This is a genomic window from Mesorhizobium sp. WSM3626 (assembly GCF_000513935.1).
Taxonomy (GTDB): domain Bacteria; phylum Pseudomonadota; class Alphaproteobacteria; order Rhizobiales; family Rhizobiaceae; genus Mesorhizobium; species Mesorhizobium salmacidum.
In genome coordinates, this window is the sequence record NZ_AZUY01000024.1 from 16270 (window position 1) to 34653 (window position 18384).

Genomic DNA, 18384 nt, shown 5'->3' on the forward strand with positions numbered 1-18384 from the left:
CTACTCCATATCCGAGTAAAATCGTTTTTTTCGACTTTGCAGCCAAGAAAGATATTTTAGATCACATTCGATTTACTACAATTTTAACAAAGTATTAAGTCTTGGGACCTTACCTTTCTTCTTGCGGATCCGAACCTGGCCCGCATTTGGCGGCTCGGTCGACCAATTAGCCGACTCGACATGCACATTGTAGCCAATACGGGTTCCCAGAATTCCATCGGATGACAGGAGTAGCACGTGTCAAACCAGTCCCTACGTCAGTCAGAGCTCGATAGTCTGCAATATATCGCGACGATGACCAATGAGCTGGTGCAGATGGCCGAAGCAAGCCGTTTTCCCATGATCTCCTATCTGCTCGGCATGGCCTATGCCGAGGCCTTCGATGTCTTGCGCGGCGCACGGCCGGCCAGACATGCGCAGCTCAGCGGCAACCCGATGCACTCCAAGGTACAAGCGAAAGACAATCACGCTCAGCCAAGAACGGCGTAGCGCGATGGGCGGCGGCTGCTAGTCCCGCAAACTGAACACAAATGGCGCCGTACGGGTGACGCGCGAGCCTAGTTCCGACGGCGGCGCCGGCACGGTGGCGCCCTGCAGCACCGCGAGCGCGGCACGGTCGAGTTCGGCATCGCCGGACGAACGGACCACGTGCGCCGAGATCACCCGGCCTGAGGCATCCACGGTGAAGGCCACATTGGCATTGCCCTGCGCGCGCCGGGATTTCGCGGCGCTCGGGTAGCGCTTGTGGCGGTTGATCCACGCCGTCAGCCGCGATTCCCATTTGGCTGGGCTGACACCCGAAATCCCGGCCGCCGATTTCGGCGTCGCTGTCTTGGCGGCGGGCTTGATCTCGGCGCTCGCGGCACTTGCCGTCTTCGGCGGTTCCGCCTTTTGCTTCTTCGGCTTTGGCTTGGGCATGTCGACAGGCCTTTTGACCTTGGCTTCGGCCGGTTCCTTTTCCTTGCGCCGCTCCGTCGGCTTTGCCTGCGGCAGCGGAACGACAACCTCCGGCGCGACGGTCTCGACGATATCGGGGACGACCTCGTCCAGCGGCGGCTGGTCGACTGGTTCTACTTTCGTCATCTCCGTTGGCTCGTCCGGCGGCACCGTCTCCGGCTCGGCAGCAGGCTCCGCTTGCTCGATCTCCTTGTCGGGTTCGGCTTTGGTGACCTTTTCGGTCTCTTCAACCGGCTCGGTCTGGTCGGGAATGGCCGCATCGAGCATCGCGGCCTGTTCAGGTAACGCCGGCGTCACCATCATCGGCGCCATTTCGATCATCAGGGCTGGCGGCGGTCCGCCATCCGGCAGGTCGGCTGGACTGAAATTCTGCACGGCATAGGCGACCGCGACGTGCGCCCCAAGCATCAGCACCGCCGCACATGCCCACAGGCCAAGATCGCGCCAGCCGAAGCGCGACAGGACCATCGTGGCCGAGGCGGCGGAGCATGTCATGGGGCAGCCGTCGCGCCTGGCACCGGTGCGGCGGCATCACTGGCGGGAGCGGCCTCCAGGCCGACCAGGGCGACCTTCAGATAGCCGGCTGCACGCAGCAGGTTCATCGCCTCCATCAGGTCGCCATAGGCGACCGCCTTGTCGGCGCGCAGGAAGATGCGCGTCTGCTTGTCGCCCTTGGTGCGGCTGTCGAGCGTGGCGGCAAAAGCCGGGCGCGGCACGGTGTCATTGCCGATCGCGAGCGTGAGATCATCCTTCAATGTCAGGAAAAGCGGGGTCTCCGGCCGCGGCGCCGATGTCGCGGTCGACCCGGGCAGGTCGACATTGACATCCACCTTCGCCAGCGGCGCCGCGACCATGAAGATGATCAGGAGCACCAGGATAACATCGATGAACGGCGTGACGTTGATCTCGTGGCTCTCCTCGAGGTCGTCATCCACGGTCTGGCGGATCCGGCTGCCCATGGTCTTGCTCCGCTATTCGGCCGCCAGCGCCGTCGCGGGTGCGACGGAGCGGAAATCGAGGTCGCGGCTGACTAGCCGTTCGACGCCCGCCGAGGCGTCGGCCAGGATCTGCCGGTAGCCGGCTATGGAGCGGGCAAAGACGTTGTAGATCACCACCGCCGGAATCGCCGCGACCAGACCCATCGCGGTGGCCAGCAGCGCCTCGGCGATGCCTGGCGCGACCACGGCGAGATTGGTGGTCTGCGCCTGCGAAATGCCGATGAAGGCGTTCATGATACCCCAGACGGTGCCGAACAGGCCGACGAAAGGCGCGGTGGAACCGATCGTCGCCAGCAGGCCGGTGCCGCGCGACATCCGCCGCGACGCCGCCGCCTCGATGCACGACAGGCGCGAGCTGACCCGTTCCTTCAGGCCGTCTCCCCCGACATGGTCGAGCGCACCGGCCGAAAGCGCGGTCTCTTCCTCCGCCGCCCGCACCAGGAGCGCGCCGGGGCCGCCACCGCGGTCGAGCGCACGGCTCGCCTGCTTCAACGTCGCGGCATCGCCGATCGCGCGAACCGCGCGGCGGATGCGCAGCTTGCCGCCGAAAATCTCCAGCGATTTGGCCAGCCATATCGTCCAGGTGACGAGCGACGCGAAGGCCAATCCGATCATCACCGCCTTCACGATGATGTCGGCGGCCATGAACATGCCCCATGGCGACAGGTCGTGCGGCAGGTTCAACTCCATCGCCCCCGCAGGTGCCGCCCCCGCCGGCAGCGCGGGCGCAGGCGTCGCCGGTGCGGCCGTCGTGGCGGGTGCCGGTGCGGCTGGAGCAGCTTGTGCCGCTTCGGTCGCCGCGGCTGGTGCCTCGACTGCTGGAGCAGCGCCGGCCGGTTGCTCCTGGGCCATCGCGCTGGTCGCCGCCAGGATCACCGATGCGACAAATGCCACCAACAAACCATGTCTCGACACGAGCTTCTTCCTTGTCCTTACAGCGGCCCCGGTCATGGCATTTCTCCAGCGCGGCCGCCGCATTCCAATTCCGGCTGCGCCAGGCAAGGTGCCCGGCTGACTATGAAACATGAACTTATTAGTCAACATTAAAGATGACTGCAATGCTCAACAATTTGGGAATGCGCCGCAAAATCCCTGAAACGCTACGGCGCCGGTGGTCTGCGATATCCGCCCCGGGCTATACGATGACAGGCATCCGGGGTCGCCGCGTCGATGCGGACTCGCTAGACTGATCCGGCGGCAAGGAGCTCCGGATGATCAAGGCAATACCTTTCGACTACCCCTATGACGGCAGGCTGGTTGCCGAAAACACTGCGTTGATCGTCATCGACCTGCAACAGGATTTCCTGTCGACATCGGGCTATTTCGCCAGAAAAGGGTATGACCCCTCGCCGCTGCGGGCGATCCTGCCGACGGTGAACCGCCTGATCGCGGCCGCACGCGAAGCCGGCGTCACGGTCATCCACACCAGACAGGGCTACCGCGCCGACATGGCCGACATGACGCCCTACGAGAAATGGCGCCGCAAGCGCGCCGGCCTCGACGGCACCGACGTCCTGCTGCGCTCCGGCGCAGGGTTCCAGATCGTTCCGGAGATCGATGTCGCCCCGCGCGACATCATCGTCGACAAGACCTGCAACAGCGCTTTCACCTATACGGATTTCGAGCTTGTGCTGCGCGCGCAAGGCATCACCCATCTGATGTTTTCCGGGTGCACGACGGATGTCTGCGTTCACACCACGTTGCGCGAAGCCTGTGACCGCAATTTCCAGTGCCTGACGATCTCGGACGCCTGCGCCAGCGGCGACAAGCAAGCGCATGAAGCGGCGTTGCACATGGTGACGGTCGAGGACGGCGTCTTCGGCGTGCTGGCCGATTCGGACGCCGTCATCGCGGGCTTGTCGCGCCTTCCTTGCCGGACTGATCCGGGTGCCGCTACTCCAGCATGACGATGGCCTCGACCTCGAAGAGCATCGGATCGATCGCAAGCTTGGGAACGGGAACCAGAGTTTGTGCCGGCAGCGTCTCGCCGAACATCTCCTTCGCGCTCTGGGTCAACACGCCAAGCTTGGACATGTCGTGATCGACGACGAAGACCGTGAGCTTGGCGACCTTGTCCGGCCTGGCGCCGAGCGCATCCAGCGCGGCGCGCAGATTTGCGTAGGCCTGCTTAACCTGGACGGCGAAGTCGGGCGACAAGCCTCCCGTGCTGTCTTGGCCGCCCTGCCCGGAAATGTAGGCCACCCGGGCTCCGGCGGGCATGATTACGGCTGTGCTATAGCCATTCGGCGACGGGTCGTAGAGGGTTTTTGGATTGACGATGGTCAACCTGGAATCATTCGCATTCACTGGCGCCACAGTGGAAGCTGCCATGATCATGATTAGTCCTCCGATAAGCAGATGGTTGGTTGTGCGTGACATGATTTTTCTTACCTCCGCGGACCGACTCGTACGCCATACGAGCCAGTCGCATGGTACATTGTACGAGTCAATTGAGCGGGATCGACATTCCTGCCATTGCCGGCCAAAATCGATATACTGAACAGAGAGGAAGATGGATGACCGCCAAACGCAGCGGCGCCCGGAGCAAACGGCCCCGACCGACGGAATTCCAGCCCGCGCCGGAGCCGCGCGGTGAACCGCACCTCTCGCTGGAACGCCCTCTCTCCCTGGAACGCCCTCTCTCCTTGGAACGCATTGTCGCCACTGCGGTGGAACTGCTGGACGCACGGGGGATCGACGGATTGACGATGCGTCGACTGGCTGATCGCCTCGGCTCGGGCGTGATGAGTCTATATTGGCACGTCGACGACAAGGACGGCGTCTTCGATCTGGCGCTCGATTCCGTGCTCGAATATCGCGGATCGCCGCAAATGAATGGCGCTGAGGACTGGCGAGTGGAAATTGTCCATATGCTCGAAGACTGGCGGGCCGGCATGCTGCGCCATCCCTGGTCGGTACCGCTGTTGTCGAGCCGGGCGCTTGGACCGAACATTCTCAGCCGCCTGGAATTGCTCGGCAGGACTTTGTCCCGAGCCGGTGTAGCGGACAAGGATTTGAACGTCGCGATCTGGTCGCTATGGAACTATGTGATGGGCGCCACCATAACCCGGACGAGTTTCGACCTCGCGGACAGCGACAAGGCCGCCACGCAGCAGCACCACGCACATCCGGGCGAACGCTATCCCACGATCCAACGCTCTCGCCTGCTGTTCGACGACGATTGGGTCGGCACCTTCAGGAAGGGCCTCGATTTGCTGCTTGCGGGCCTCGCTCCCGGGAGATGAACCTGCCAAGCTGTGGCGCATCGGCCTCCCGGCGCGCCAGGGAGTTGCGCAGCAGCGCCATTGTTTCCCGGCCAACTGTCGCGATCTCGTGTGGCCTGTCGACGCCGACGACCATGAACTCATCGATGCCGAGAGCCGCATAGGCAAGCAACGACAGCGCGACCTGGGCCGGTGGCCCGGAGAGGTCGACCGCCTGGTGGCCGGCGGCGGAAACACCTTGGTGGATCCTGACCGGAAGCGCGAAGCGCAATTTGCCGGCACGGCCATATTCGGCTGCGGCGCCACGCGCCCGCTCCATCAATTGCCTGATATCGTCGATCGAGCCCGGCGCCAGCTCGAAGAGATCGGCATGCCGGCCGGCCACCTTCAGCGCCGTTCCGGATTGCCCGCCCATGCGGATCACGAGGTCGGCGCCATGCGGACCCTTGCGCGGCACGTAACCGCCCTTGATGCTGTAGAACGCGCCTTCGTGATCGAAGGGCCGGTCGTTCGACCACAGCCGCTTCAACAGCACCAGATATTCATCGATGCGCTGCCACACGACGCCATGGCCGACCGGCCGTATCTCGGCATCGTCATCGTTCAGCGGCTCGCTGATCATCCTGAGCGCCAACCGTCCGCCGCTCTCCTTGTCGATGGACGCCAGCTGGCGGGCAGCCACCGTCGGGTCGATCACCCCGGCCCAATGAGTGAGCACCACTTCCAGCGAAGCGGTGCGGTTGAGCACCTGGGACGCAAGATCCATGTTGGTCAGCAGCCCGGCCGAATCGTCGACGACGATCTTCTGGAAACCGCTGTCCTCGATCAGCCCGAGCTTCGTCGCGGTCTCGGCGAAGTCATAGAAAAAAGGAACCGCCGCGTCGGCGGTCTTGCCGGGAATATGCGTGAATTCTATCGGCATTGTCATCTCCTCCATCTCTGGAATCACTGATGCTGTGAAATGCGGCCCCTCAGGCGCGCGAAAGCGCTCCGGGATCCGGTTCATTCAACTCCGATTGCCTGAAAGCTGTGGGGCAACAGCCCCTGTCGATCCCTTAGCGAATAAGGCCCAGCACGACTGCCCCGGTGAACACGAACGCAAGGGCAAAGACGAGATAGGCGAAAGCGCCGGCATAGGCCGGGCGAAAGCCCTGGGCATTGGCCAGCTTCTGGCCGTTGCTGTCGGTCTGGGCGTTCTGGATATAGGACATATCGACCTCCGTCTCGCCGGTTAATCTATAAAACTTGTAGACTTTGTCGATTGCTATTTTTGCGTCATGGGCAGAATTATTTTCTGATCGATCGCCGAAAATTGGTACGAAATTGCTGTGGAGGCAAATCCAGGCGACCGATGGAAATGGATGGCGGCATCGCTTCACGCGCTTTGAATGAACCTATGTGCTTGTCGCCGCTGCGCCTATTTCTTGCATTGGCCACTCGATGCAGGAAGGATAGCATCGCTGCCGGTGGCAACATGAAATCGTCCAAAAGGACGTTGGGAGCAGAAAAATGGGCGAACGACTGGCCGGCAAGGTCGCCATCATTTCGGGCGGCGCGACGGGAATGGGCGGCGCAGCTTCGGAACTGTTCGCCGCCGAAGGCGCCAGGGTCGCGATCATCGACCGCAACGGTGAAGCAGCCGCTGCAACCGCGGCCGCGATACGCGCGCGGGGACACATAGCCGAACACTGGGTGGCCGACGTCTCCGATGAGGCCCAGGTCGAGGCGGCGGTTAAAGGAGCGACCGAAAAACTCGGGCCCGTCACCGTGCTGTTCAACCATGCCGGCACCATCGTGATAAAGCCGTTCCTGGAGACGACGCTGCAGGAATGGGATTGGCTGCACGCCGTCAATGTGCGTTCGATGTTCCTGATGACACGCGCCGTGCTGCCCGGCATGATCGCCGCCGGCGGCGGATCGATCGTCTGCACCTCGTCGATCTCGGCGGTAGCGGCGACGCCGAATGAAGTGCTCTACGACACCACCAAGGGCGCCTGCCACATGTTCGCGCGCGCCATCGCGGTGGAGTTCCGTGACCGCAACATCCGTTGCAACGCGGTTTGTCCCGGCTTCATCAGAACGCCGCACGGCCTGCGCGAGGTCGCCGACCTTGGCAGGCTCGGCGTCGATGTCTCGGACGCCGCACTTGCCGCGCAGCAGGGCCGCATCGGCGAGCCGGAGGAAGTGGCGAAGGCGGCGCTTTACCTGGCGAGCGACGAGTCCAGTTTCGTCAACGGCACGCATCTGTTCGTGGACAATGGGTTTACCGCGATGTGAGGGGTTCGGGTTTTGGCTCTTCGTCCCAGGGACAGCCTGGCGCCCTTCCCCTACCCCGTCGATCGGGGGAGAGGAAAGGATGCCAAGTCCTATTCGCTTACCGCTCTTCCCGCCGAAACGGCTTCAGCAGTGCCGAGGGTGCCACCGCGTTGCGCGACATGACCGCCATGGCGACTATGGTAAAGATGAACGGCAGCATCAGGAACGCCTCGTAGGGGATATGCCCCAAACCGCTCGCCTGCATGCGGAGTTGCAAGGCATCGACGAAGGCGAACAGCAGCGCGGCCCCTGCCGAGCGCCACGGGTCCCAGCGGCCGAACACGACCAGCGCGATCGCCACCCAGCCGCGCCCGGAGACGACACCAAAGGTGAAGGCATTGAATTGCGCCATCGACAGGAAGGCGCCGGCGAGCCCCATCAGGGCGCCGCCGAGAATGACGGCCTGGAAACGCGTGGCAATGACGCTGACGCCGGCCGAATCGGCGGCGCGCGGGTTTTCGCCGACCATCCGCACCGACAGGCCCCAGGGTGTGCGGTAGAGCACGAAGGCAGCGAGCGGGATGGCAATGATCGCCATGTAGACCAGCGCGAACTGGTTGAACACCGCAGGTCCCAGCACTGGAATATCTGAGAGGACCGGGATCGGCAGCGTCTGAAAACCCTTGATGCTCGGCGGCACCGATTGCTGGCCGAAGATCAGCCGGTAGAGGAAATAGGCTAGGCCCGACGAGAACAGCGTGACGCCGATGCCGCAGACATGCTGGCTGAGGCCGAGCGCCACCGTGAACAGCGCATGCAGCGCGCCCATCAGCATGCCGGTCAGCACCGCCACCAGCACGCCGAGCCACAGGCTTCCACTGAGGCTGGTGGCGGTGAAGCCGGTCATCGCGCAGAGCAGCATGATGCCTTCGATGCCGAGATTGAGCACGCCGGCCCGTTCGGAGAACATTTCGCCGAGCGTGGCAAAGGCCAGCGGCGTGGCGATGCGGATGATGGCGGCGAGAAAGCCGACCTGAAAAATCTGTTCAAACACCGCGCTCATCCGATGGCTCCAACGCGGCGGATGCGATAGGCGGTGAACAGCAGCGCCACCAGCATGGCGAGCAGCGCCGTGCCCTGGATGACGTCGCTGAGGAAGGCCGGCACGCCGGTCGCCCGCGACATCGCCTCGGCGCCGGTCATCACGGCGGCCAGGAAGATCGCCGCAGGCACGACGCCGAGAGGGTTGAGGCGCGCCAGCATGGCGACGACGATGCCGGAATAGCCGTAGCCCGGCGAGATGTCGCTCATCACCTGGAAGTGCACGCCGCCGACCTCGCCGACGCCGGCAAGACCAGCCAGCGCGCCCGACAGCAGCGCCGTCGAGATCAGCACTCGCTCGACATGGATGCCGCCATATCTGGCCGCTTCCGGGTTTTCGCCGGTAACCCTGATCCGGAAGCCGAGCGTCGTGCGCACGATCAGGAACCAGATCAATGGGGCCGCGACCAGCGCCGCGACGACACCGAGATGCAGCCGCGTGCCTTCGATCAACACCGGAAAGTTCGCCGAATCCTCGATCGGCGGCGAAATCGGGTAGCCGCTGAAGCTATCCTTCCACGGCCCTTCGATCAGCGCCATCAAGGCGTAGTAGATGACCGAGTTGAGCAACAAGGAGCTCACCACATCATCGACCTTGAATTTTACGCGCAGCGTCGCCGGCACCAGCGCGACCGCAGCGCCTGCGGCCGCACCCGCCAGCGCCATCAGCAGCATGGCGAGCGGCCCCGGCATGGGGATGGCGCCAACAAAACAGCTGGCCACCGCGCCGGCAAGCAATTGCCCCTCGGCGCCGATGTTCCAGAATTTGGCACGGAAGGCGACAGCCACCGCCAGCCCGGTGAAGATCATCGGTGCGGCCCGCACTAGCGTTTCGGTGATGGCATAGCTGTCGCCGAGCGAAGCCGTGAACATAACCCCGTAGGATTCGAGGACACCCGCGCCGGCCAGCGCGATCAGCCCGCTGCACAGGATCAGCGTGGCGGCAATCGCCAGCAGCGGCAAGGCGAGGTTGAACCAGGCGGGTGTCGAGGTGCGGACTTCGAGGCGGAACATCAGCCGTGCCCCTCCGCGCCGGTCATCAGCAGGCCGAGCCGCGCGACGGTCGCGTCAGCGCTGTCCAGCGTGCCGGCGATGCGGCCTTCATACATCACCGCGATGCGGTCGCAGAGCACCAGCAGTTCTTCCATATCCTCGCCGATGACGATGATGCCGCAACCCTTGGCGCGCATGTCGAGGAATTTTTCGTGGATGAAACGGGCGGCGCCAATGTCGAGGCCACGCGTCGGCTGCGACACGATCAGCACCTTTGGGTCGAAGGCAAGCTCGCGCGCCAGCAGCGCCTTCTGCAGATTGCCGCCGGACAGCGCACCGGCGCGCGTCATCGGCCCGGGACATCTGATGTCATAGGCCTTGATCTGTTCTTCGGCGAAAGCGCGGATCGCATCCGGCTTGAGCAGCCCCCTGGCGGAGAAGGCCGATGTGCCGATGCGCGGCAGCACCATGGAATCGGCGAGCGGCAGATTGGTGACCAGCCCCGTCGTCATGCGGTCCTCCGGGATGCGGCCAAGGCCCAGCGCCTGCACCTCGCGCGGCGAGAACCGCGATACGGTCTGGCCGGCGATGGTCATCCGGCCGGCATCCGGCGCGCGCACGCCCGAGATGACCTCCGCCAGTGCCCGCTGGCCATTGCCGGAGACGCCGGCAATGCCGAGGATTTCGCCGGCACGAACCGCAAGCGACACATCGCGCAGCGCCGTGCCGGAATGTCGCGAGGTTGAAATGCCGTCGAGCGTCAGCACACCGGCGCCGGGCACCGACGGTCCCCTCGCCGGCGGCACGATCTCATGGCCGCACATCAATTGCGCCATTGCGGCCGACGTCGTGTTGGCAGGATCGTCGACACGGCCGGCGACGCGGCCATGCCGCAGTACGGTGCAGCGATGCGTCAGCGCCCGCACCTCATTGAGCTTGTGCGAGATGAAGATGATGCCGAGCCCTTGCGCCGCCATCGACCGCAACGCCGAAAACAAACCCTCGACCTCGCTAGGCGCCAGCACCGCCGTCGGTTCGTCGAGGATCAAGAGCCTGGCGCCGCGAAACAGCGCCTTGACGATTTCCAGCCGCTGCTGCTCGCCGACCGACAGCGCCGAGACCGGCAGATCGGGATCAAGCGTCAGCCCGTGCTGGCTGCTGATTTCAGCAAGCCGCGCCAGCCCGCCGGTGCGGTCGATCCGCCCCGACTTGCCTGGAATACCGATGAGCAGGTTTTCCAGCACCGTCAGCCGTGGTGCCAGATGGAAATGCTGGTGCACCATGCCGATGCCGGCGGCCAGCGCATCGGCCGAGCTCGTGATCCGTACCGGCCGGCCCTGGATCAGGATCTCGCCGGCATCCGGCGCGTAAGCGCCGAACAGCACGTTCATCAATGTCGTCTTGCCGGCGCCGTTCTCGCCGAGCAGACCGAGGATTTCGCCCGGCGCCACGCTGAGATCCACGGCCTCGTTCGCCTTGAGGGCGCCGAAGGTCTTGGTGATGCCGCGCATTTCGATGAGGGGGGCGGACAAGGGCGCTCCTGAGAGGATTGGCTTTACCATGGCAGCTTTGATTGACAGGGATGCGCTGCACCCCCCCCTCTGGCCTGCCGCCCATCTCCCCCTCTAGGGGGGAGATCGGATGTCATTTCGGCTTTCGCCAATCTCCAACCTTTAAGAACAAGCACTGCCGGAAAAACCGCCGATTTCCCCCTAGAGGGGTTGAGGAGTGGTCCGCGAAGCGGACGGAAGGCCAATTGCTTGGCTTTCCGAGTGACCAACGTTCGGCAGGACAGACGGGGGCGCCACGCACCGGCCCCTCGCAACCAACCCTCAATCCGAAACCGGCGTGTTCTCGTCCACATCCACCCGGAAATTGCCTTCCAGGATCTCGGCCTTCTTCTTCTCGACCAGATCCTTGACCTCGGCGGGCAAGGTCTTGTCGAACTTGTGCAAGGGCGCCAGATACGAGCCGCCCTTGGCCATGCGCGAGAAATCGCCGTAATCCTGCGCCGTGTAGACGCCGGCCTTGACCAGCTTGATCGCTTGCTCGACCGTCGGGTACATGTCCCAGACCGGGCCGGTGATGACCGTGTCGGGGCCGAGGCTCGACTGGTCGGACATGTTGGAGATGGCGAAGATCTTCTTCTCCACCGCCGCCTCGATGACGCCGAAGCGTTCGGCATAGATGACGTCGACGCCGGCATCGATCTGCGCCACCGCGGCCTCCTTGGCCTTCGGCGGGTCGAAGAACGAGCCGATGAAGGCGACCTTCTTCTTGACGTTCGGATTGACCTCCTTGGCCCCGGCGAAGAAGGCGTTGACCAGCCGGTTCACTTCCGGGATGCCCATCGCCGCCACCGCGCCGACCGTGCCCGACTTCGACATCTTGCCGGCGATCATGCCCGAGAGATAAGCCGGCTCATGGATCCAGTTGTCGAACACGCCGAAATTGGGTTCGGCCGGCCCGGCACCCGAGCCGAACAGCCAGGCGGTCTTGGGGAACTGCTTGGCGGTGCGGCGCGATTCACGCTCGGCGGCGAAGGCATCGCCCAGCACCAGCTGGTAACCGCCTTGCGCATATTCGCGCATGACGCGGCTGAAGTCGGCGGTCTGCACCTTCTCGGACCACTTGTATTCGATGCCGAGTTCCTTCTCGGCCTTCTGCAAGGCGACGTGGATCTGGTTGTCCCAAGGCTCCTCGATCGGCGTGGCGAAGATCGCCGCCACCTTCAGTTTTTTGCCCGCCGCGAAGGCCGCACCAGGCAGCATCGCCGCCGCCAGGCCAAGAGCGCCCAGCTCCAGCACGTTGCGCCGCGACAGCCCTTCGCGCATCGAATGGGATTTGTTCTTCCGGTTTTCCATTGAAGTGCCCNTCTATTCGACAGCCGTGTCGAGCCGGCTGTTCCAAAAATCAGACGGGTAACTATGGAACGGGTCAGCACTTTTGTCCACATGGTCAAATTTGGCGGAGCGCCGAATCTGACCATGGTCTTGTCGAGCCGAGAACCGACGATCAGGCCCGTTCGAGCGCGACGGCAATGCCTTGGCCGACGCCGATGCACATGGTGGCCAGCGCATAGCGGCCACCGCGTTCGCGCAGCTCAAGTGCGGCCGTCCCCGAGATGCGGGCGCCCGACATGCCCAGGGGATGGCCAAGTGCGATGGCGCCGCCATTCGGATTGACGTGCGGCGCATCCTCGGCAATGCCGAGCTCGCGCAGCACGGCGATGCCTTGTGAGGCGAAGGCTTCGTTGAGTTCGATGACATCGAACTGTTTTGGCGTCAGGCCAAGCCGCGCGCACAGCTTCTGCGTCGCCGGCGCCGGGCCGATGCCCATGATGCGCGGCGCGACCCCGGCGGCGGCCCCACCAAGGATACGGGCGATCGGCGTCAGCCCGTATTTCCTGACAGCTGCTTCCGAGGCAACGATCAGTGCCGCCGCGCCGTCATTGACGCCGGAGGCATTGCCCGCCGTCACCGTGCCGCCTTGCCGGAACGGCGTCGGCAGTTTGCCCAGCGTCTCGACCGTGGTGCCGGCGCGGGGATGTTCATCCTTCGAGGCCACGACCGGATCGCCCTTGCGCTGCGGGATCGCCACCGGGGTGATTTCCTTCGCCAGCCGGCCGTTGGCTTGGGCCGCGACCGCCTTGTCCTGGCTGCGCACGGCAAAGGCATCCTGGTCCGCGCGGGAAACAGCGAAGTCTTCCGCCACGTTCTCGCCCGTTTCCGGCATGGAATCCACGCCATACTGCTTCTTCATCAGCGGATTGACGAAGCGCCAGCCGATGGTGGTGTCGTAAATCTCGGCATTGCGCGAAAACGCGGTGTCGGCCTTGGGCATGACGAAAGGCGCACGGCTCATCGATTCCACCCCGCCCGCGATCATCAGCTCCGCTTCGCCGGCCTTGATGGCACGCGCGGCGATGGTCAGCGCATCCATGCCCGAGCCGCACAGCCGATTGACGGTCGAGCCGGGGACTTCCTTGGGCAGGCCGGCCAGCAGTAGCGCCATGCGCGCGACGTTGCGGTTGTCCTCGCCGGCCTGGTTGGCGCAGCCATAGACGACGTCATTGACCGCCTGCCAGTCGATGCCGGGATTGCGCTCAAGCAAAGCCTTCAGCGGGATTGCGGCGAGGTCATCGGCACGCACCGAAGATAGCGAACCGCCGAAGCGGCCGATCGGCGTGCGAATGTAGTCGCAGATATAGGCCTCGGCCATGTCAGGCAGCCTTCCCTTTTCCGGTTCCTTCATGCGCCGCCTTGGTGCGGGCCTGCAGGTCGCGCAATGTCTTGAGTTCGAGTTCGCTTGGCGCCGGTGTTTCGTCAAGCGCCTCGGCGAACTTAACCACCCAGCCACAGCTCTCCTGCACCTGCTTGCGGGTGACACCGGGATGCAGCGAAACGACCGTGAATTCCTTGGTCACCGGATCCGGCTTCCAGATGGCGAGATCGGTGATGAGCAATGTCGGGCCAGCTGTTCCGATGCCGAGCCGCTTGCGGTGGTCGCCACCCTCGCCATGGCCGAAGGAGGTGAAGAAGTCGATCTTTTCGACCATGCCGCGCTTGGTCTGCGCCATGGTTATGTAGATCTCCTTCGACGATGTCGCGATCTCCGGTGCGCCGCCGCCGCCGGGCAGACGCGTCTTGGGATGGAAATAGTCGCCGATGACGGTGGTGTTGATGTTGCCGAATTTGTCGAGCTGAGCGGCACCGAGGAAACCTATGGAAATGCGGCCGCCCTGCAGCCAGTAGCGGAACATCTCCGGCACCGCGACGGTGGTGACGGCGGTTTCGCACAATTCGCCGTCGCCGATCGAAAGCGGCAACACGTCGGGCGCGGTGCCGATCGTGCCGCTCTCATAGATCAGCGTTATATCAGGCGCATGCGTCAGCCGCGCGACGTTGCAGGCGGCCGACGGCGCGCCGATGCCGACGAAACAGACATCGTCGTTCTTCAACGCCCGGCTGGCGGCGATCGTCATCATCTCGTTGGGGGTAAAGGCAACCTCGCTCATGCCGATTTCCTCAGATGTTCGACGCGGGCCGCGAAATCGTCGGCGGTTCTTTCGATGACGTTCGCCTGCATCCACGCCTGGAACTTTTCGCGGTCGGCGGCAATCTCGTCCCATTCGAGATAGGCGGTATTGTCCCTGACGTAGTAGCCGTGCGCATAGGACGGATGCGAGCCGCCGGGCACGACCGAGATCGCCGAAATGATCCAGCGCGGCAGCACGGTCAAATTGGGGTGCAGGTCGTCGAAATTGTCGACGACTTCTTCCACCGTGACCACGGCGCGTTTGGCCGCCAGCACGGCTTCCTTCTGGATGCCGATGATGCCCTCGACCAGCACATTGCCTTTTCTGTCGGCCTTCTGCGCATGGATGAAGGTGACGTCGGGCCGGATCGAAGGCACCGCCGCCAGCACCTCGCCGGTGAACGGACAGGTGACCGACCTGATGTTGGGATTGACGTCGGCCAGCCCCGCACCGCGATAGCCGCGAAACACGGCACAGGGCAGTCCGGCCGCGCCCGCTTCATAGGCGTTGGCCATGCCGGCGTGGCTGTGTTCCTCGATCGCGATCGACCGGGGAAAATCGTTCTCGATCGCATCGCGGGCGCGCCGCAGCAGGCCGACGCCGGGATTGCCGATATAGGAGAAGACGATCTTCTTGGCCATGCCCATGCCGATCATCTGGTCGTAGATCAGGTCGGGCGTCATGCGGATCAGGGTCAGGTCGCGAAAGCCCTGGCGGATCGCCTCATGCGCGGCGGCTGTCGGGATCAGATGGGTGAAGCCTTCGAAGGCGACCGTGTCGCCATTGCTGAGGTTCTCGGCCACGGACTGTTTGAGCGGCAGGAACTTGACCATCGCGGCGATCCTCAAGATGCAACAAAGTTCGCATTGCGAACAAAGGTACCGTATGTGATATTTTCTAGCAGGATTTCTTTGTGGTCTAAGGGGCCTGAACTTCCCGAAGTCGGCGGGACAGTGCCCCCCTCTGCCCTGCCGGGCATCTTCCCCTCAAGGGGGGAGATCGGATGTCGCGATCGCCTCGCCAATTTTCACCGCCGAAGAAGAGGCGCTGAAGTCAAAACTGCCAATCTCCCCCCCCTTGAGGGGGAGATGTCCGGCAGGACAGAGGGGGGCGCCGGCCCGCCAGCTTCTAAATAAGCGCCCCTCAATGCTTGAGCCTATCCCGCATCGCGTACCACAGCATTCCCAGCACATAGAGCGGCCCGCGCAAGGCCGTCCCACCTGGGAACGGCATTGGTGTCAGCGTCGAGAACAGGTCGAGCCGCGACGCATCGCCGGTGATCGCTTCGGCGAGCAGCTTGCCCGACAGCGTAGACAGGATGACGCCTTTGCCGGAATAGCCATGCGCGAAATAGACCTCGCCATAGTGCCCGACATGCGGCAGCCGCGACGTTGTCACCGACACCAGTCCGCCCCAGGCGTGGTCGATGCGGCATCCCTTCAACTGCGGGAAGGTGCTTTCCATGTGCGGTCGCACGAAGCCGGCAATGTCGGCCGGCGGTGACGGCGTATAGCGCTCGCCGCCGCCGAACAGCAGGCGTCCATCCGCCGACATGCGGTAATAGTTGACGACGAAGCGTGTGTCGGACACCGCGACATTGGCGGGGATGACGTTGCGAGCGCCCTCCAGCGGCTCGGTGGCGACGATGTAGTTGCCGACCGGCATGATGCGGCTGTTGACGCGCGGCTCCAGCCCATTGAGCAGCGCATCGCCCGCCAGCACGACATGTCTGGCACGGACCGATCCCTTTGCCGTCGAAACCCGGATCGACGGCTCCCGCTCCAGCTTCACGGCCACTGAATTCTCGTGGATGGTGACGCCGGCCGCGACGGCCGCGCGGGCAAGCCCGAGCGTGTAGTTCAAGGGATGCATGTGGCCGCCGAGCGGCTCGTACATGGCGCCATGATAAGGCGTGTCGACCTTGGCCCGCGCCTCCGCCGCCGAGAGTATCTCGACATCGCGGAATTTCATCACGCTCTCGAGGCACTTGGCCTCCTCTTCCAGATCCCTGAGGTCGGAGCCATTGACCGCGCCGACCAGATGGCCGGTCAGCCTGAGATCGCAATCGATGGCGTTGCGCTCGATGATGTCGAGCACCAGTCCGCGCGCCTCGAAGGCAAGGTCGAACAGCACCTTGGCCCGCTCAGGCCCATAGAGCTTGACCAGACCCTTGGCGCCCTTGCGCAGGCCGGGGATCATCTGGCCGCCATTGCGCCCCGACGCACCCCAACCGATCCTGCCGCCTTCGAGCAGCACCACCTTCAGGCCGCGCTCGGCGGCGTGAAGGGCGGCCGACAGCCCGGTGCAGCCGCCACCGACGACGACCAGGTCCGCATCGACATCGCCGGCGAGCGCCGGATGGTCCGGTGCCGGATTGGCGGTGGCGACGTAGTAGGATTTGCCGATATCGAGACCGGAATTGAAACCCGTTGAAGATGCCACGGTCACACCTTCAGCAAGAGGTGGTCGCGCTCCCAGCTCGTCACCACGCTCTGGAACAGGTCGAGCTCGACACTCTTGACGCGCAGATAGGTCTGGAAGAAGTCCTCGCCGAGCAATTCCCGCACCGGGTCGCAGGCGGTGAAGCGGTCGAGCGCTTCCTCCATGGTCTTCGGCAGCGTGCTCCTGATCTTGTAGGCGTTGCCCGAGGCTTCGGCCGAGCGCGCCAGCTTCTGCTCGACGCCGAGATAGCCGGCAAGCAGCGAGCCGGCGATCGCCAGATAGGGATTGCAATCAGCGCCCGGCAACCGGTTCTCCACCCGCCTTGCGGCGCGCCCTCCCGCCGGCACGCGCAGCCCGCAGGACCGGTTGTCATGCGACCACTCGATGTTGGCCGGCGCGCTGTGGTTGGGCCGGATGCGGCGGAACGAGTTCACGTTGGGCGCGAACAGTGGCATGATTTCGGGAATGTATTTCTGCAGACCGCCGATGAAGTGGCCGAACATCCCGGTGTCGGCATCGTCAGCGCTGGCGAAAAGCGCGTTGCCGGCCTCGTCGACGACGGACATGTGCAGGTGCATCGAACTGCCGGCCTGGGCCGCGATCGGCTTGGCCATGAAGGTCGCATGCATGCCGCATTGCTGCGCGGCCTGGCGCGTAAACCGCTTGAACAAAAGCACCTGGTCGGCCAGCGGCAGCGCGTCGCCATGCAGCAGGTTGATCTCGAGCTGCGCCGTGCCCGATTCATGGATCAGCGTGTCGAGCGGCAGGCCGGCCGCCGCTGAATAGTCATAGATACGCCGGATCACCGGCTCGAACTCCTCGAGCGCCGCCATGTCATAGGGATGCTGCACGCCCTCGGCCCGGCCATTGGCGCCGAGCGGGGCGGTCAGCGGTCTGTCCGGATCGGGATTGCGCGCGGTGAGGTAGAATTCGAGCTCCGGCGCCACCACCGCGCGCCAGCCGCGCTTGCGGTAGAGATCGAGCACGGCGCGCAGCACATGGCGTGGCGAGGCCATCCATGGCCTGCCGTCCATGTGGAAGGCGTCGGCAAAGACATAGGCCTTGCCAGCGCCAGCGCCCGGCGCCAGGCACAGCGTCGAGACATCGGGCACCATGCGCATGTCGGGGTCCGAATAGGCAAAACCCTCGTCGATAGAGCCGGAATAGCGGCCATCGATGCTGACCAGGAAGGCGCTGCTCGGCAAATAGAGCGCGCGGTCTTCCAGCGCCTTGAGGAATTTGGCCGTCGGCAGCGCCTTGCCGCGCAGCACGCCATTCATGTCCGGCACCAGGCACTCGACCTCGTTGATGCCGTGCTGCGTGAGCCAGACCTTGGGGTCGTTGATTGCGGTATTCGTGTTCTTATCGAGCATTT

General features: G+C 64.1%; 19 protein-coding genes. 4 read left to right on the forward strand and 15 right to left on the reverse strand.

Annotated features, from left to right (window positions below; all coding sequences use genetic code 11):
* The first annotated feature begins 237 nt into the window (after window positions 1–237).
* Window positions 238–489, forward strand: a complete 252-nt coding sequence (locus M653_RS0117720; protein WP_027144551.1) for a hypothetical protein — start codon at window positions 238–240, stop codon at window positions 487–489.
* A gap of 18 nt (window positions 490–507) precedes the next feature.
* Here M653_RS0117720 and M653_RS0117725 read toward each other — a convergent pair whose 3' ends face one another.
* From M653_RS0117725 to exbB, 3 genes are read right to left on the reverse strand one after another with little or no spacing between them, the layout of a single operon-like run.
* Window positions 508–1452, reverse strand: a complete 945-nt coding sequence (locus M653_RS0117725; protein ID WP_027144552.1) for an energy transducer TonB — start codon at window positions 1450–1452, stop codon at window positions 508–510.
* Entirely contained in the window at window positions 1449–1916 is a 468-nt protein-coding gene (gene exbD, locus M653_RS0117730; protein WP_027144553.1) for a TonB system transport protein ExbD, read from the reverse strand. The genes M653_RS0117725 and exbD overlap by 4 nt, the downstream gene beginning before the upstream one ends.
* Window positions 1917–1928: 12 nt before the next feature.
* On the reverse strand, window positions 1929–2870 hold the full coding sequence (gene exbB / locus M653_RS0117735) for a tonB-system energizer ExbB (RefSeq protein ID WP_027144554.1): 942 nt from the start codon (window positions 2868–2870) through the stop codon (window positions 1929–1931).
* A gap of 296 nt (window positions 2871–3166) precedes the next feature.
* Between exbB and M653_RS01000000132830 the strand changes: the two genes are divergently transcribed.
* Entirely contained in the window at window positions 3167–3862 is a 696-nt protein-coding gene (locus M653_RS01000000132830) for an isochorismatase family cysteine hydrolase (RefSeq protein WP_032935466.1), read from the forward strand.
* On the opposite strand, the gene M653_RS0117745 is transcribed toward M653_RS01000000132830, so the two are convergent.
* Window positions 3849–4334, reverse strand: a complete 486-nt coding sequence (locus tag M653_RS0117745; protein ID WP_027144555.1) for a RidA family protein — start codon at window positions 4332–4334, stop codon at window positions 3849–3851. The two genes, M653_RS01000000132830 and M653_RS0117745, sit on opposite strands and share 14 nt — an antisense overlap.
* A gap of 137 nt (window positions 4335–4471) precedes the next feature.
* Between M653_RS0117745 and M653_RS0117750 the strand changes: the two genes are divergently transcribed.
* Entirely contained in the window at window positions 4472–5200 is a 729-nt protein-coding gene (locus tag M653_RS0117750) for a TetR/AcrR family transcriptional regulator (RefSeq protein ID WP_027144556.1), read from the forward strand.
* Here M653_RS0117750 and M653_RS0117755 read toward each other — a convergent pair.
* Both M653_RS0117755 and M653_RS1000000135740 read right to left on the reverse strand, forming a co-directional pair.
* Window positions 5151–6101 (reverse strand): LLM class flavin-dependent oxidoreductase, encoded by a 951-nt coding sequence (locus M653_RS0117755; RefSeq protein WP_027144557.1) that lies wholly within the window; start codon window positions 6099–6101, stop codon window positions 5151–5153. The two genes, M653_RS0117750 and M653_RS0117755, sit on opposite strands and share 50 nt — an antisense overlap.
* 133 nt (window positions 6102–6234) lie before the next feature.
* Window positions 6235–6390, reverse strand: a complete 156-nt coding sequence (locus tag M653_RS1000000135740) for a hypothetical protein (protein WP_084636742.1) — start codon at window positions 6388–6390, stop codon at window positions 6235–6237.
* Between the two features lie 298 nt (window positions 6391–6688).
* Between M653_RS1000000135740 and M653_RS0117765 the strand changes: the two genes are divergently transcribed.
* The gene (locus tag M653_RS0117765) at window positions 6689–7456 is read left to right on the forward strand and encodes an SDR family oxidoreductase (protein ID WP_027144558.1); all 768 of its coding nucleotides are present in this window, start codon (window positions 6689–6691) and stop codon (window positions 7454–7456) included.
* A gap of 97 nt (window positions 7457–7553) precedes the next feature.
* Here M653_RS0117765 and M653_RS0117770 read toward each other — a convergent pair whose 3' ends face one another.
* The 9 genes from M653_RS0117770 to M653_RS0117810 form a co-directional block, all read right to left on the reverse strand.
* The gene (locus M653_RS0117770) at window positions 7554–8498 is read right to left on the reverse strand and encodes an ABC transporter permease (RefSeq protein WP_027144559.1); all 945 of its coding nucleotides are present in this window, start codon (window positions 8496–8498) and stop codon (window positions 7554–7556) included.
* A complete protein-coding gene (locus tag M653_RS0117775) occupies window positions 8495–9550 on the reverse strand; it encodes an ABC transporter permease (RefSeq protein ID WP_027144560.1) in 1056 nt (351 codons plus the stop codon). Before M653_RS0117775 ends, M653_RS0117770 begins: the two co-directional genes overlap by 4 nt.
* Complete coding sequence (locus M653_RS0117780; protein ID WP_027144561.1) at window positions 9550–11061, reverse strand: ABC transporter ATP-binding protein; 1512 nt, start codon at window positions 11059–11061, stop codon at window positions 9550–9552. Before M653_RS0117780 ends, M653_RS0117775 begins: the two co-directional genes overlap by 1 nt.
* Window positions 11062–11361: 300 nt before the next feature.
* Window positions 11362–12393, reverse strand: coding sequence for a BMP family protein (locus tag M653_RS0117785; protein ID WP_027144562.1), 1032 nt, complete (start codon window positions 12391–12393; stop codon window positions 11362–11364).
* A 151-nt stretch (window positions 12394–12544) separates the two neighbouring features.
* Entirely contained in the window at window positions 12545–13750 is a 1206-nt protein-coding gene (gene pcaF / locus M653_RS0117790) for a 3-oxoadipyl-CoA thiolase (RefSeq protein ID WP_027144563.1), read from the reverse strand.
* Between the two features lies 1 nt (window position 13751).
* Window positions 13752–14546 carry a CoA-transferase subunit beta gene (locus M653_RS0117795; protein ID WP_027144564.1) on the reverse strand — a complete coding sequence of 265 codons (795 nt, stop codon included), beginning with the start codon at window positions 14544–14546 and terminating at the stop codon, window positions 13752–13754.
* Entirely contained in the window at window positions 14543–15400 is an 858-nt protein-coding gene (locus M653_RS0117800) for a CoA transferase subunit A (protein WP_027144565.1), read from the reverse strand. Before M653_RS0117800 ends, M653_RS0117795 begins: the two co-directional genes overlap by 4 nt.
* A gap of 310 nt (window positions 15401–15710) precedes the next feature.
* On the reverse strand, window positions 15711–17009 hold the full coding sequence (locus M653_RS0117805; RefSeq protein WP_027144566.1) for an FAD-binding oxidoreductase: 1299 nt from the start codon (window positions 17007–17009) through the stop codon (window positions 15711–15713).
* A gap of 2 nt (window positions 17010–17011) precedes the next feature.
* Window positions 17012–18382 carry a glutamine synthetase family protein gene (locus M653_RS0117810; protein WP_027144567.1) on the reverse strand — a complete coding sequence of 457 codons (1371 nt, stop codon included), beginning with the start codon at window positions 18380–18382 and terminating at the stop codon, window positions 17012–17014.
* Window positions 18383–18384: the final 2 nt, after the last annotated feature.